The organism is Trinickia violacea (assembly GCF_005280735.1).
Lineage (GTDB): Bacteria > Pseudomonadota > Gammaproteobacteria > Burkholderiales > Burkholderiaceae > Trinickia_A > Trinickia_A violacea.
The window spans coordinates 2,220,105-2,235,492 of record NZ_CP040077.1 but is presented as its reverse complement, the minus strand read 5'-3'; the positions used below and the strand labels follow the sequence as shown (position 1 = coordinate 2,235,492).

The 15,388-nt window shown below is 64.0% G+C and carries 11 protein-coding genes and 1 pseudogene; all 12 read right to left on the bottom strand.

The window, feature by feature from the left end; all coding sequences use genetic code 11:
- Positions 1-132: 132 nt before the first annotated feature.
- The 12 genes and pseudogenes from FAZ95_RS10120 to FAZ95_RS10065 all read right to left on the bottom strand — a co-directional run bounded on the left by FAZ95_RS10120 (position 133) and on the right by FAZ95_RS10065 (position 15,364).
- A complete protein-coding gene (locus FAZ95_RS10120; RefSeq protein WP_137332326.1) occupies positions 133-1,803 on the bottom strand; it encodes an acyl-CoA dehydrogenase family protein in 1,671 nt (556 codons plus the stop codon).
- 42 nt (positions 1,804-1,845) lie between these two features.
- On the bottom strand, positions 1,846-3,072 hold the full coding sequence (locus FAZ95_RS10115; protein ID WP_137332325.1) for a CoA transferase: 1,227 nt from the start codon (positions 3,070-3,072) through the stop codon (positions 1,846-1,848).
- Between the two features lie 18 nt (positions 3,073-3,090).
- Positions 3,091-4,305 carry an acetyl-CoA C-acetyltransferase gene (locus tag FAZ95_RS10110; protein ID WP_137332324.1) on the bottom strand — a complete coding sequence of 405 codons (1,215 nt, stop codon included), beginning with the start codon at positions 4,303-4,305 and terminating at the stop codon, positions 3,091-3,093.
- Positions 4,306-4,455: 150 nt separating this feature from the next.
- The gene (locus FAZ95_RS10105) at positions 4,456-5,751 is read right to left on the bottom strand and encodes a CaiB/BaiF CoA transferase family protein (RefSeq protein ID WP_137332323.1); all 1,296 of its coding nucleotides are present in this window, start codon (positions 5,749-5,751) and stop codon (positions 4,456-4,458) included.
- Positions 5,752-6,170: 419 nt separating this feature from the next.
- Positions 6,171-7,454, bottom strand: a complete 1,284-nt coding sequence (locus FAZ95_RS10100; protein ID WP_137332322.1) for an MFS transporter — start codon at positions 7,452-7,454, stop codon at positions 6,171-6,173.
- A gap of 224 nt (positions 7,455-7,678) precedes the next feature.
- Positions 7,679-7,801, bottom strand: a pseudogene (locus FAZ95_RS10095) (IS6 family transposase); the annotation flags it as partial.
- Between the two features lie 147 nt (positions 7,802-7,948).
- Positions 7,949-8,512, bottom strand: a complete 564-nt coding sequence (phaR, locus tag FAZ95_RS10090; protein WP_137332321.1) for a polyhydroxyalkanoate synthesis repressor PhaR — start codon at positions 8,510-8,512, stop codon at positions 7,949-7,951.
- A 114-nt stretch (positions 8,513-8,626) separates the two neighbouring features.
- Positions 8,627-9,367 (bottom strand): 3-ketoacyl-ACP reductase, encoded by a 741-nt coding sequence (locus FAZ95_RS10085; RefSeq protein ID WP_137332320.1) that lies wholly within the window; start codon positions 9,365-9,367, stop codon positions 8,627-8,629.
- Positions 9,368-9,488: 121 nt separating this feature from the next.
- Positions 9,489-10,670 (bottom strand): acetyl-CoA C-acetyltransferase, encoded by a 1,182-nt coding sequence (locus FAZ95_RS10080; protein ID WP_137332319.1) that lies wholly within the window; start codon positions 10,668-10,670, stop codon positions 9,489-9,491.
- Between the two features lie 142 nt (positions 10,671-10,812).
- Positions 10,813-12,741, bottom strand: a complete 1,929-nt coding sequence (gene phaC / locus FAZ95_RS10075) for a class I poly(R)-hydroxyalkanoic acid synthase (protein WP_137332318.1) — start codon at positions 12,739-12,741, stop codon at positions 10,813-10,815.
- 475 nt (positions 12,742-13,216) lie between these two features.
- Complete coding sequence (gene pgeF, locus FAZ95_RS10070) at positions 13,217-14,050, bottom strand: peptidoglycan editing factor PgeF (RefSeq protein WP_137332317.1); 834 nt, start codon at positions 14,048-14,050, stop codon at positions 13,217-13,219.
- 63 nt (positions 14,051-14,113) lie between these two features.
- Positions 14,114-15,364, bottom strand: a complete 1,251-nt coding sequence (locus FAZ95_RS10065) for an RluA family pseudouridine synthase (RefSeq protein ID WP_137332316.1) — start codon at positions 15,362-15,364, stop codon at positions 14,114-14,116.
- Positions 15,365-15,388: the final 24 nt, after the last annotated feature.

The window sequence follows — 15,388 nt, the reverse complement described above, 5'->3', positions numbered from 1 at the left end:
CGTTGCTCGGGCGGCATGTCGCCGCCCGTGAGCGTTCGCGTCGACGGCGCGCTTTAGCGGTACCAGAACTTTCAATTGAATCTCCTTCACGATGCGTGTAACGCCGCTCGATGTTAGTAAACGGCCAGTTCTTCAGGCTGTGATAGTCGATCGTCGTTCTTCCCGAGCGAGCAGGCCCCGGCCGATCACCTGCGCCTGAATCTCCGCCGCACCCTCGAAGATGTTCAGGATCCGCGCGTCGCACAGGATCCGGCTCATCTCGAACTCCATCGCGTAGCCGTTACCGCCGTGGATCTGCACGCCCGCGTCGGCGTTGCTCCACGCGACGCGTGCGGCCAGCAGCTTCGCCATCCCCGCCTCGATGTCGCAGCGACGGCCCTTGTCCTTCTCGGCTGCCGCGAAATACGTGAGCTGCCGCGCAATCGCGGTCTCGGCGATCATCATCGCGAGCTTGTCGCCGACGCGCGGGAATTCGACGATCGGCCGGCGAAACTGCTTGCGATCCCCTGCGTAGCGCCACGCGAGCTCGAACGCGCGCCATGCGACGCCGACCGCGCGCGCGGCCGTCTGAATGCGCGCACCCTCGAAGGTCTGCATCAGTTGACGGAATCCCTGGCCACGCTCACCGCCGAGTAGCCCGTCGGCGGGCACCAGGAAGCCGTCAAAGCCGATTTCGTACTCCCTCATCCCGCGATAGCCCAGCACATGGATCTCGCCGCCCGTCATGCCGTCCGCCGGGAACGGCTCGCTGTCACGACCGCGCGGCTTCGGCGCGAGGAACATGCTGAGACCGGCGTGACCGGCAACGTTCGGCTCCGAACGCGCGAGCACCGTCATCAGGTCGCTGCGCGACGCATGTGTGATCCATGTCTTGTTGCCGTCGATGCGCCAGCCCTGCTCGCCCTGTGTCGCGCGCGTCCGCAGCGATGCGAGATCCGAGCCCGTGTCCGGCTCGGTGAACACGGCAGTCGGCAGCACCTCGCCGGACGCGATGCGCGGCAGCCATTGCACCTTCTGCTCCGGCGTGCCGGCGCTCGAGATCAGCTCGCCGGCGATTTCCGAGCGCGTGCCAAGCGAGCCCGCCGCAATCCAGCCGCGGCTCAGCTCCTCGGTCACGATGCACATCGCGAGCTTGCCCAGCCCCATCCCGCCATATTCGGGATCGATACAAACGCCGAATGTCCCTAGGTTCGCGAGCTGCGCGACCACCGCATCAGGAATCAGCTCGTCGGCCAGGTGCCAGCCATGCGCGTACGGCACGATCTCGTTTTCGGTGAAGCGGCGGAACTGCTCGCGGATCGCGTCCAGATCCTCGTCGAAGATCGTTTCGGAGACCACCATGCCATGGCGGTACGCGGCGACAAGCTCGGCGCGCACATCCGACCCGGCGCCATGCGCGACGAACCAACGCACGCTCGCGTGGCCCGCGAGCTTCGCAGCCTCCGCCTCCATGCCGAGCTCGCGAGGTCGAAAGATCTCGCTCTGCGACATCGGGATGCCGCTCGTCAGCTGGTTAAGATATTCGGCCACGCCAATGCGCACCGCGAGCGAGTCGGCGCGAGCGAGAACGCCCCGATCCGCGAGGTTCACGCACCATTGCGCGGCCCGGACGATCGCCTCGGCCGTCGTCGCCATCCACGCGAGTCCGTGGACCGCGCGCTGATGCCGGTCCACCAGGGCGGCATCAGCGCGTCCGTCGACCTTGCAGAGCCGGGCCACGGCGGCCGATGCAGCCGCCACATAGGTGCTCACCGCAGGCGTGAGGCCCTGGGCGTGTTCGATGAATTGTGCGTCAGTAGACATGATGTTCGAGTCGCGGTCGGCATGGCACCGCATGGTGGTTGACTATCGTTTCTCGGGGCCGGCGACGAGGCCGGCGTCGTGCAACTCGCCGATGCGCGCCGACGACAGCGCCAGTACCTCGGCAAGCACCTCGTCCGTGTGCTCGCCGAGACGCGGCGCGCGCTCGACCGGCTGCCGCGCAGCGCCGCCGAAACTCGCCATCGCGCCGGGCGCCGGGTAGCGATATCCGCTCGGATGATCGAGCGCCGTGAACAGATCGCGATCGGTCGAGAAATGCGGATCCTCGCGCAGCGCCGCGTGCAACGTCCTGTACTGCGACCAGCACACCGCATTCGCGTCGAACGCTTCTTGCAGGTCGGCCAGCGCGCACGCGGCGATCGCGCGCTCGAACAGCGGAAACAGCGCGTCGCGATGCGTGAAGCGAACGCCCTCGTCCTGCGCGAACGACACGCCGTACGACGCCTCGATCCCGGCGATCTCGGCGCCGAGCCCAAGTGCCTTCACGAGGCCGGACCACTGCCGCGCAGTGACCGCGACGACCATCACGCGACGACCGTCGGCGGTCGTGAAATCACGACCGAACGCGCCGAACAGGTCGTTGCCCTGCCGAGGCCGGTCGCCGCCCGTCAGCACCTCGGCGATCTGGCCCATGTGGCCGACCGACGCGAGCGCGACGTCCGACAGCGGCACCAGCACCTCCTGCCCCTGGCCGGTCTGGCGGCGAAACCGCTCGGCCGCGAGAAGCGCGAACGCCGCGTAAGAGCCGGTCAGCAGGTCCCACGCGGGCAGCACGTGGTTCACGGGTGCGTCGCCGTTCGCGTCCGAGCCGGTCATGTACGGTACCCCGAGCGCCGCGTTCACCGTGTAGTCGAGCGCCTGCGAACCGTCGTTCCAGCCCATCACGCGAACCGTAATCAGATCCGGACGTCGCTCGCGCAACGCGTTGTGGGACAAAAAGCCACGCTTCGGGAAGTTGGTGACGAAGAGGCCCGCGCCGTCGCCCTGTGCGGTAATGATGTCGACCGCGAGCGCGCGGCCCTCGGGCCGGGATAGGTCGATCGCGATCGACCTCTTCCCCTTGTTCAGCCCTTCCCAGTAGAAGCTGCGTCCGTCGCCGGACACCGGCCAGCGCCGGAAGTCCGGGCCGCCGCCGACCGGATCGATGCGGATCACGTCCGCACCGAGTTGCAGCAGATGCAGTGCGCAGGACGGAGCGGCGATGAACGATGCGCATTCGACGACGCGCATCCCGTTCAGGAGCGTGTACACGACCGGACCTCCCAAGCGTCAGGCGACGCGTTCGAACACCGCCGCGAGCCCCTGGCCGCCGCCGATGCACATCGTCTCGAGACCGTAGCGCGCGCCGCGGCGGTCCAGCTCGCGCAGCATCGTTGCGAGTATCCGCACGCCCGTCGCACCGACCGGATGCCCGAGCGAGATGCCCGAGCCGTTTACGTTGAGGCGCTCGAAATCGCTTGCCTCGAAACCCATCGCCGTCGTGCACGCGAGCACCTGGGCCGCGAACGCCTCGTTCAGCTCGATCAGGTCGATGTCTTTCAGCACGAGGCCCGCTCGGCGCAGCGCGATCTCCGTCGCCGGCACCGGCCCGATCCCCATCCGTTCCGGCTCCACGCCTGCGACACCCCACGTCACCAGGCGCCCGAGAGGGCGCAGACCCAGTTCCGCAGCCCTCTCCGGCGTCGTCACGATGCACGCCGCCGCGCCATCGTTCTGGCCGCTCGCGTTGCCCGCCGTCACCGTCGACTCCGCGTCAACCTTCTGACGCACCGGACGCAGTTCGGCGAGGCTTTCCATCGTCACGTCCGCGCGCGGATGCTCGTCCGTGTCGATCTGCTGCTCGCCGCCCTTCGTTTTCACCTGCACCGGCACGATCTCTTCCTTGAAGAGCCCTTTCTTCTGTGCGGCCACCGCGCGCATATGCGACTGATACGCCAGTTGGTCCTGCGCCTCGCGCGTGATTCCGTATTCGCGGCGCAGGTTCTCCGCCGTCTCCAGCATCCCGCCCTCGAGCGGGTGATGACGGCCGCCCGACGTGATGCGCCCGCGCGCGATCCGGTCCCACAGCGCGGAAGAATCACCGCGCAGCCCGCCCCAACGCGCGCCGAGCACATAGTGCTCGGCCTGGCTCATGCTCTCCGCACCGCCCGCGATCACCAGATCCGCCACGCCTGTCTGCACTCGCATCGACGCGTCGATCACCGCCCGCAGGCCCGATCCGCAGCGACGGTCGAGCTGCAGCCCCGGCACGCGGATGCCGAGCCCCGCGTTCAGGCTCGCGACGCGGCCGATCGCAGGCGCCTCGCCGTTCGGATAGCACTGGCCGAAGATCACATCATCAATCTGCGCCGGGTCGAGCGACGTGCGCCGCACCAGTTCCCGGAGCACCGTCTCGGCGAGTTCGCCCGCCTGAAGATCGCGATATACGCCGCCGTAGCGGCCGACCGGCGTGCGTACCGGTTCACAGATCACTGCTTGTCGCATCAAAGCCTCATTTCAATTGAATGGAATCGTTCGCTCTGGCATGGCGGGACCTCATCGCCTTGGTTCACTGTCGCGCGTGCCGTTCTCTGTGTTTTTCGTTTTCCACCCCATCTTTGAAAGGCAGTGATGACATGCCTTCACCGCTAGCAGTTAGATCACGCCCTTGGCGCGCAAGGTTTCGAGTTGCTGCGAATCGAGCTTGAGATAGTCGCCCAGCACCTCCTCGGTGTGCTGGCCGAGCGCCGGCGGGGCGTAGCGCAGCGTGGTCGGAGTCTCCGACAAGCGCAGCGGGCTGGCGGCCGTCACTACCCGATTGACGTGGCCGGCAGGCAGCTGTGCTCCGGGATAGCGCTCCTGTTGAATTCGTAGGCCGCGGGATTGCACATGCGGATCGGAATAGGCTTGAGCGATGTTGTTGATCGGTCCGCACGGTACGGCGCTGGCTTCGAGTAGCGCGATCCAATCTGCGGTCGACCGAGTACGTGTGAGTTCGATGAGCATCGCGATCAGCGCTTTGCGGTTGTTGACGCGACCGCTGTTGGAGGCATAGCGCTCGTCGCGCGCCCAATCCACGCCGGCGGCGTCACAAAAGCGCGCGAACTGCGCGTCGTTGCCGATAGCCAGCACCATGTTGCCATCGGCCGTGGGGAAATCCTGAAAGGGCACCACACTGGGGTGGGCATTGCCTAGGCGCTGGGGCACGTCATTGGCGTTCAGAAATCCCGCGCCCTGGTTGGCAAGCACTGCCATAGCGACGTCGAGCAGGGCAATATCGATATGCTGGCCACGGCCAGTAAAGTGGCGCGCCTCCAGCGCACCAAGGATCGCGGTAGTTGCGTACATGCCGCTGAATAGGTCGATTACCGCCACGCCCGCCCTCATCGGGCCGCCACCGGGTTCGGCGTCGGCATGGCCGGTGATACTCATCAGGCCGCTCATGGCCTGAATCAGCAGGTCATAGCCAGGACGCGCCGCATAGGGGCCGGTGTGACCGAAACCCGTGACCGAGCAGTAGATCAAGCGCGGGTTGAGCGTGCTCAAGCTGTCGTAGTCTAGCCCGTAGCGCTTAAGCCCCTCCGTCTTGAAGTTTTCCACCACCACATCACTCTTCTGTGCCAGCTCGCGGATCAGTTCTTGACCCGCGGGCGTGGCAATGTCCACAGTGACCGAGCGCTTGTTGCGATTTGCAGCCGTGAAATAGCCGCCCTGCTGGGTAGCGACGCCATCTTGGTCAAGCAGGAACGGCGGCCCCCAACGGCGGGTATCGTCGCCTTCACCAGGCTTTTCGATCTTGATTACATCGGCGCCCATATCCGCTAAGTTCTGAGTGCACCAAGGCCCGGCCAGCACGCGCGAGAGATCAAGCACGCGCAGGTGACTCAAGGCGCCGGTGCGCGGAGAAGGAGTGGGCAATCCCGATAGAGAGTCAATGGTTGAATATGTCATTGTGGTACTGGGGCAGCCTGCCCGTTATGCAGATAGGCGAAACAACTTAAAGATGAATGGGTTAAGTCCGATATGTTTAGTATTCCATACTGCTAATTGTCAAATCTGCTCGTCATGAAACTGCTGAAAGAGTATCGACAAAGCACGCTATGCGCTATTTTCGATTACAAAATATGGGCTTTGGCAATTGCGAATAGGCCATGTATGCTGACCCGACCTAACATCGCGGCCGATTTATGCCGTGCCGCTCATCAATAGAAGACAACGATATCAGTTCGTTATCCTATGTAAATATAGAAATATTCGGACATCCATCTGAATGACTGCCTCGCCTCAAACATGAGGATCCTGACAGTCCTAATTTTCGAGCGCCCGCACGACTTTCCACTCCCGCCACAGCGGGTGATTTCTGTCATGCGTCATTCCAGCGGATCGTACAGTTTTTCCTTGATACAGAGCGCCGGGATCAACCCGCACACGAAATACGCACAGCCCATCATGAGGAACCCCGCGCCGATGGAGCCGTTCGTGGCGAGGAATCCGATCGCCGCCGGCGCCACGGCAGCGCCGATGCGACCCACGTTATACGCGCCGCCCACCGCAGTGCCACGAATGTGCGTTTCAAAGCTCTCGGTCATGTAAGTGGCATTCACGCCGTACGGAATGCCATAAAGGAAGCCGAAGATCGTCATTAGGTAGACGATGTTGCCCGGCGTGTGGTGCAACACGAGGACTGGCAGGAACACTGCCGCACCCAGCGCACCCAGCGAAAAGACCACGCGCCGGCCGAAGCGATCGGCAAGCCAGCCGGCCGCGATCTTGCCCAGAATCATCGCCGTGTAGGCGCCGACCATGTAGCCCGTCATCGAACTGAACTTCATCTGAAGCTCTTTTTCGAGATAGGTCGGCATCCAAGTATTCACGCCGAAGTGGCCGAACTGCAGTGCGCACGCGGTGATTGACCAGAGCAGGAACATGCGACGTGCGCCGGGATTGGAGCCGATCCGCCTCCAGGCACTCTCTTTGGCGGTTTGTACCGACTTGCCGGCCAAGCCCTTCGCCTTTGCCGCCAGCCAGCTTGCAGGCTCCGGCACGTAGCGGTACGTCAGCACGGCCAGCACCACGGGTACGATGGCGATGTAGTAGAGCCAGCGCCACCCGTACGCCGGCAGGATGGCGCCCGCCAAGAGCGTCGCCATGATATAGCCAACCGAGTACGACGCCTGCAGCGTGCCGAGGATCGTCGTGCGTCGCTTAGTAGGCGCATACTCGGCCATCAACGTATTGCAGACCACATATTCGGCGCCGAGGCCCATCGATGCAATGAAACGGACAATGGCGAACTGCCAGAAGTTCTGTGTCAGGCCAAGTATGGCGGTGCCGACCGAAAACACGAGGATGGTGCCGACGACGGTACGCACCCGACCGAAGCGGTCGGCCGCCCAGCCGCCATAGATCCCGCCGATGGCCATGCCGGCCATCGTGATGGTGCCGAACATCCCGGCTTCGACGTGGGTGAGACCGAACTCCTCCTTCAGGCTCGACAGGGTGTAGGACAGCACCATGAGGTCCGCGCCATCGACCATCATGCCGAGGAACGCGAACACGAACACCACTATCCAGATGCGGTTGCTGGCCTTGTTGCCGCGCGCGGTAACGCCTGATTCGCCCGTTGCGAGCGGCTCATTGGACTTGACTTCCATACGATCTCCACGTTTATCTCTGTGCGACAGGGCTATGCCGCCCCTTTTTGACCCGGGTGGGGTAACTTTCGCGCAGACGTGGCCGGACAGCTATTCGTGAATTGCAAAGGTGGGCTTCCGGATCACCGAACCGTGAAGTTGGCACGACTGACCGTCCAAACCGGTGCGCACACGCCGTCCGTTTTGCCGAAGGTGGCGAGGGAGATCGATATGTGAAGTAGTGCTTATATTGCTAGATCGTAGAATTGATCGGCGGTGGACCGATGGGCTCCGCGAGAACACTGCATCTGTCCATTGGCGATCGTATGCATCAGCCTGATACCGGCGAGCAAGATTCGGGTACAGCGTCACAGGCGGCGTGCAAAGACCGACCGGCTTGATGCGCTTACGCTTGTCGGATCCACGCCGCATCGTTGAGTGAGTGCGCCCTACCGTGCGCACAAAACAAGAGCCGGCCATCAGGCCGGCTCTTTCGCCAATCGCCTCAAAAGCCGTTACTTCTTCTCCGGCTCCGGATTCGGCTTGAACGGGAACGTGCTGAACATATTCTTCGCCTGGTTCTGCATCTGCTCCTGCATCTGCACGAACATGTTCTTCGACTGCTCGATGTAGCTCGTCATCATGCCCTGCATCATCGGCGCCTGCATGTTCATGAACTGAGACCACACTTCCGGGTTCAGCGCATTGCCTTCATACAGGTTCTTCGACTGATCGGCGAGCTTGTTCTGGATCTCGATGAACGCCTGGATGTTCTTTTCCAGGTACGTCCCCATCATTCCCTGCATCGCATGGCCGTAGAAACGGATGATTTGCGACAGCATCGAAGAGGAGAACATCGGCACGCCGCCGCTCTCCTCTTCGAGAATGATCTGCAACAGGATGCTGCGCGTCAGGTCCTCGTTGCTCTTCGCATCGATGACCTTGAAGTCCTCCTGCTCGAGCACAAGCTGCTTCACGTCGCTCAACGTGATGTAGGTGCTCGTCTCAGTGTCATAGAGCCGACGGTTCGGATATTTCTTGATCAGTCGTTCGGCTGTTTTCTTTGTAGTGGTGGACATGTAACGCCTTTGAGCGCAAACGAAGCGCAGTGGCGGCGCTCGCGACCGGCCAAGCGCCCCCTAACCCTCTGACGCGGCTGCGTCACCCGGAAAAACCGGGCGGCGCAACACGAATCAGCCCATATGCAACCCGCCGTTCAGCGAGAAATCGGCGCCCGTCGAGAACCCCGATTCGTCCGAAGCGAGCCACGCCACGATCGACGCGATTTCGTCCGGCGAGCCCAGACGGCGCACCGGAATCGTCGCGACGATCTTTTCCAGAACATCCGGGCGGATGGACTTGACCATATCCGTGCCGATATAGCCCGGCGACACCGTATTGACCGTCACGCCCTTGGTCGCCACTTCCTGCGCGAGCGCCATCGTGAAGCCGTGGATGCCGGCCTTGGCGGTCGAATAATTGGTCTGACCGAACTGGCCCTTCTGGCCGTTCACCGACGAAATGTTGATGACGCGGCCAAACCCGCGCTCGACCATCCCGTCGATCACCTGCTTCGTCACGTTGAAGAGGCTCGTCAGGTTCGTGTCGATCACGGCCGTCCAGTCTTCGTGCGTCATCTTGCGGAACACGACGTCGCGCGTGATGCCCGCATTGTTGACCAGCACGTCGACTTCGCCGACTTCGGATTTTACCTTGTCGAACGCCAGCTTGGTCGACTCCCAATCGCCGACGTTGCCTTCCGACGCGATGAAGTCATAGCCCAGCGCCTTCTGCTGTTCGAGCCACTTCACCCGGCGCGGCGAATTCGGGCCGCAGCCCACGACGACCTTGAAGCCCTGTTTGTGCAGGCGCTGGCTGATGCTCGTACCGATGCCGCCCATGCCGCCAGTTACGTACGCAATACGCTGAGTCATGAATCACACTCCATTATCGTTATCGGAAGCGGCTAGGGGCCGCTCCTTGCCCCACCTAGTCTGCCCTGCCTGAACCCGCGCCCGTTGCGCCTGCCGGCGCCGGGCGCAGCGGCCCGAAGAATCAGGCGCGTTCCACTGCGAGCGCCACGCCCATCCCGCCGCCGATGCACAGCGACGCGAGACCGCGCTTGGCGTCGCGCTTTTGCATTTCATGCAGCAGCGTGACGAGAATCCGGCAGCCGGACGCGCCGATCGGGTGGCCGATCGCGATCGCACCGCCATTTACGTTGACCTTCGACGTATCCCAGCCCATTTGCTTGTGCACGGCGAGCGCCTGTGCCGCGAACGCCTCATTGATCTCCATCAGGTCGAGATCCGAGGCCGACCAGCCCGCGCGCTCGAGACAGCGCTTGGACGCCGGCACCGGGCCCATGCCCATCACCTTCGGATCGACGCCCGCGCTCGCGTACGCCTTGATGCGCGCGAGTGGCGTGAGGCCCAGCGCCTCGGCCTTCTTCGCCGACATCACGACAACCGCCGCAGCGCCATCGTTGAGGCCCGACGCGTTAGCCGCCGTCACCGTGCCTTCCTTCGTGAACGCGGGCTTCAGGCCCGCGAGCGATTCGGCCGTCACGCCATGGCGCACGAATTCGTCGGTGGCGAAGCGCAGCGGCTCGCCTTTCCTCTGCGGAATCTCGACCGGCACGATTTCGTCGTCGAAACGCCCGGCCTTCTGCGCGGCTTCCGCCTTGTTCTGCGACAGCGCCGCGAACTTGTCCTGGTCTTCGCGCGTGATGCCGTATTCCTTGGCGACGTTTTCCGCGGTGATGCCCATGTGGTACTGGTTGTAGACGTCCCACAGGCCGTCGACGATCATCGTGTCGGTCAGTTTCGCGTCGCCCATGCGGAAGCCGTCGCGCGAACCGAGCAGCACGTGCGGCGCCGCGCTCATGTTTTCCTGACCGCCGGCGAGGACGATGTCCGCATCGCCCGCGATGATCGCGTTGGCGGCCAGCATCACGGCCTTTAGGCCCGAGCCGCACACCTTGTTGATCGTCATGCCCGGCACCGCGCTCGGCAGCCCGGCCTTGATCAGCGACTGGCGCGCCGGGTTCTGACCGGAACCGGCCGCCAGCACCTGCCCCATGATGACTTCGCTCACTTGCTCAGGCTTGATGCCCGAACGCTCGAGCACCGCGCGGATCACCGTTGCGCCGAGTTCGGGCGCCGCGATCTTGGCGAGAGAACCGCCGAATTTGCCAACCCCGGTACGGGCGGCCGATACGATCACTACGTCAGTCATTTCCAAGTCCTCCGAGCAAAGCGGCGCATGGCGCCGCAACTCGTACAGTTAAAAACCCATTCTGCGCGACTCGTTGGAGGCCGGCGCTCCGAAACCATGCTTCCGGGGGCCGGCCGACGGCGCTTTTCTGCCGGCTGCGAGTTCAGTCGCGCTGCTGCACATAGCGCCCCGGCGCCGCCTCGACCACGGGATACTCCGCGGAACCGAGCTGCGCCGGCGGCTTCACCTTCTTGCCGCCGTATTGATCGAGCCAACTGGTCCATTCCGGCCACCAACTGCCCGGCTTTTCGGTCGCTTCGCCAAACCAGTCGTCGGGATCTTCCGGCAGCGTCTTCTCTAAGTCTTCGACCACCCAGTAGCTACGCTTGTTCTTGACGGGCGGATTGATAACGCCCGCGATATGCCCCGACGCGCCCAGCACGAAGCGCAGGGGCCCGGTGAGCAGCGGCGCCGACGCATAGGCCGTTTGCCACGGCACGATATGGTCCTCGCGTGAACCGTAGATGAAGGTCGGCACGTCGATGCGCGACAGATCGACGGCTTCACCGCAGACGGTCAACGCACCGGGCTCGCGCAGGCGATTCTCCAGATACGTATGCCGCAGGTACCACGCATACATCGGCCCCGGCAGATTCGTCGAGTCGCTGTTCCAGAACAGCAGATCGAACGGCGCAGGCGTGCGGCCCTTTAGATAGTTGTCGACGACGTAGTTCCACACTAGGTCGTTCGGACGCAGGAACGAAAACGTATTGGCGAATTCGACACCGCGCATCAAGCCGGGAGGCGTGCCATTCTTGCCCCCGATGGTCTGCTCGCGCATCTGCACGTGCGGCTCGTCGACGAAGACGTCGAGCACGCCGGTATCGGAGAAGTCGAGCATCGCGGTCAGGAGCGTCATCGACGCCGCCGGATGCTCGCCGCGCGAGGCCAGCACCGCGAGCGCCGTCGCGAGCATCGTGCCGCCGACGCAAAAGCCGAGCGTGTTGATCTGCTCGCGCCCGCTCACTCGCTTGACGACGTCGATGGCGGCAAGCACGCCGTCTTCCATGTAGTCGTCCCACGTCTTGCCGGCGATCGATGCGTCGGCATTGCGCCACGAAATCAAATACACCGGATGCCCGCTTTCCAGGGCATACGCCACGAGCGAACTTTCGGGCTGCAGATCGAGGATGTAGTACTTGTTGATGCAAGGCGGCACGATCAGAAGCGGCCGCTCGAAGACGGTCCCCGTGCGCGGCTTGTACTGAATCAACTGGATCAAATCGTTTTCGAAGACGACAGCGCCTTCGGTCGTCGCCAAATTCTTGCCGACGATGAAGCGCGTTTCGTCGCTCTGCGAAATCTTTCCGCGCTGCAAATCGGCGAGCAGGTTCAGCACGCCCTGCCGCAAGCTCTCGCCTTGGCTCTCGAGCAAGGTTTTCTGCGCCTCGGGATTCAGCGCAAAGAAATTGCTGGGGGCCGCGGCTGCCGTCCATTGCTGAACGGCGAAGCGGATGCGTTCGCGCGTTTTCGGATCGGTCTCGATCGCGTCGGCCAGTTCCTGCAGATAGCGCGCATTGAGCAGGTACCACGCCGCGGTGTACGCATAAGCCGGCGTGGACCTCCACGCGTCCGCGCTGAAGCGCCGGTCCTTCAACTCAGGCACCGTGCTGCTTGCGCCGCTGGCTTGCTTGAGGAGTTCGAGACAATCGCGCGAGTAGTCCGCCTGCAATTGCTGCAGACGGGCCGGAGGAACGGCTGCGGTGGGAACTTTCAGGCCAGCGAGCGCTTGCGATGCCGCCTGACCGAAGGCCGCAGGACCGAAATTCGGCATCCCTGGGATCGAGGGCATCGACGGCATCTGCGGCACCGAGAACGGAAACGACCCGCCGTTGCCCACGGCGCTCATCTGAGCTGCCGCCTGTTGGCCGGCTTGCTGCCAGTTTGCGGGATTCGCGAGCGAACGCCAGTTGTTCATCCAGGCGTCAAACATTTGCTGCATGTCGGCGGCGCCTGCTCCGGCTTGCTGCGGCGCGCTACCCGACGAAGTCCCCGGGTGAGAGGAAGTCGAAGAATTTTTTGATGCAGTCATACCCGCTTTTGACCTGTGAGTCTCGGAAGACTGATTGAGAGGCGGGCGTTCGCGCACGCGGGCGAATTCTCGCAACCTACGACACGCTCGCCCTGGCGAGGGGTCATTCTTGCTCCCCGCCGCAAGGCGTGTCAATGCTTCATTCCGATTTTGCCGCAGTGCGATAGTTTTTTAATTATCGTTTTCCCCATGTCGATTGATGCGTTCTTGCCTTGTTTTGCGGCGTGTCCGTCGTGGTCCTCACGGTTTAGCCAATGAGGCAATCCAGGCGTGGCTCGCGCTTGATTCGCCGGTCGCTGCTGCCGGCAATTGCGACAACCGAAGCAACGCCGCATAGGCATGATTTGGCGCGGCGCGTCGCAGCAAAAAACGCTGGCGACTGTCAGACTATTGCCCGATTTCAAGCGTCTGCGGCGTTATGCGGCGGCGATGCATTTTGCATAGCGCACAAACATTTGGCACCACGAAATCGTTCTCAGTCGGCTAGCCAGATCATTCCGGCCATGCGGCCGGTCACGCGGTCGCGGCGATAGGAATAGAAACGTTCGCGCTCGGTCACCGTACATGCGCCGCCGCCGTCGATCCGCGCGATGCCGAGGCGCGCGAGTCGCACGCGGGCTAGCGCATAGAGATCGGCGAGGGACTTGCCGGGCGTCGACGGATGATCGACGAACGCTCGAGCGACGAGATCGCGCTCGTCGGCGCGGGCCTCGGTCATGAAGGCGTCACGCACGTCTGCTCCGACTTCGAATGTGTCGGGACCGATGGCAGGCCCGAGATAAGCACAGACGTTTTCGAGATGCGTGCCGGCCAGGTCCGCCACGCGCTGTGCCGTCCTCTCGATGATGCCGGCGGCAAGCCCGCGCCATCCCGCGTGCGCGGCGCCAACGGCGCGCCCCGCTTCATCGCACAGCAGCACCGGCATGCAATCCGCGACCATCACGAGGCACGCCACGCCGGGTGTCGCGGTGACGCTGGCATCGGCGCGGGTCGGCGCCGCACCGTTTGCGGCAGCGGCGATCACGTCGTCGGCGAGCACGACTTCGTTGCCATGGACTTGTTCGAGCCACGCGGCGCGCGTGTCGGCAAGCGACAGCAAGCGCGCGCGATTGGCGACGACCGCGACCGGGTCGTCACCCGTGTGCAGGCCGAGGTTCAAGCCGCCAGCCTGATCGGCTCCCGCAGTCCAGCGGCCGTAAGGCGGTTCGCTCACGCCGCCGTTGCGCGTCGTCACGAGCGCGCGCACGCGCGGCGACACGCGCCATTCGGGTTGCAGGCAGTCAGCGAACGTCAGGTTCGGCAAGGTCATGCGGATCGATCCTCGTTATCGTTGTCGGCGGCGGGCTTGATGAGCGCCGACGCGTCGTGAGACTTATTCGTTCTCGTCTTCGTCGTAGGACGATTCGTAGCCTTCGCCCGCGCCGTCGAACTCGTCGTCGTAGACATCATAGTCGTCGTCGAGTTCGGGCTCGCCGCCGCCGAGGCCCAGCGCCTCAGCCAGCGCGACCATGTCCTCGGGCGGGTCGGCACGCCATTGCATCGGGCGTCCGGTCTGCGGATGGATCAGGCCAAGCCGCCATGCGTGCAGCGCCTGGCGCGCGAAGCCGCCCGGCAGCGGCGTCACCGAACGCTTGCCGCGCGCGCGTCCATAGACGGGGTCCCCGAGCAGCGGGTGGCCGATGTGCGCACAGTGCACACGGATCTGATGCGTGCGGCCGGTCTCCAGATCGCAATGAATCGCCGACACAGGCTGGCGCTCCCAAATTGTTTCGTCGACCGTACGAAAATGCGTCCGCGCCCGCTTGCCCGAAGCGCCGGTCACGACGGCCATCCGCGTGCGTTCGCGGGGATCGCGGCCGATCGGCGCGTCGATCGTGCCTTCGGACGGCATGTTGCCCCACACGAGCGCGAGATAGCGGCGCTTGACCGTGCGCGCCTGCAACTGGCGCACGAGATCGGTCTGTGCTTCGAGCGTGCGCGCGACGACCATGAGTCCCGAGGTCTCCTTGTCGAGCCGGTGCACGATGCCCGCGCGCGGCAGGCCGGCCGCCGCGTCGCCGTAGCGATGCAAGAGGCCGTTGAGGATCGTGCCGCTCCAGTTGCCCGCAGCCGGATGCACGACGAGCCCCGCGGGCTTGTTGATGACGACGAGCGTGTCGTCTTCGTAGACGATGTCGAGCGGCACAGGCTCGGGCGCGAACGCGAGCTGCTCGGGCAGCAAATCGGGCGTCAGTTCGATGGTCGCGCCGAGCGGCACCGGCTGGCGCACTTTCGCGGGCACCCCGTCGACAAGCACGCGCTCCGCTTCGATCCAGCTTTGCAAGCGGCTGCGCGAGAACTCGGGAAACACCTTCGCGAGCACCTTGTCGAGCCGCTCGCCGGAGAGCTCGGGAGGGACATGCGCGACTCGCGGTGCGGTGTCGCCGGCATGGCGCCCCGCGGCGACGGGTGCGTCATCCCCGGACGCGGCTAGGGACCCGGACGTGTCGGCCGAAAAATCATCATTTAGGGGTTCCCCTGCCGGCGCGTCGGCGGGGGCGGCGCTTGGGCTATAATCTTTGTCGCGATCTTTGGGGCCGGATTTGTTTCGCGAATTGGCGCCTGAAGCACTTGAGCGGGTCATTTAGACTGGGTCACTGAGACTTAT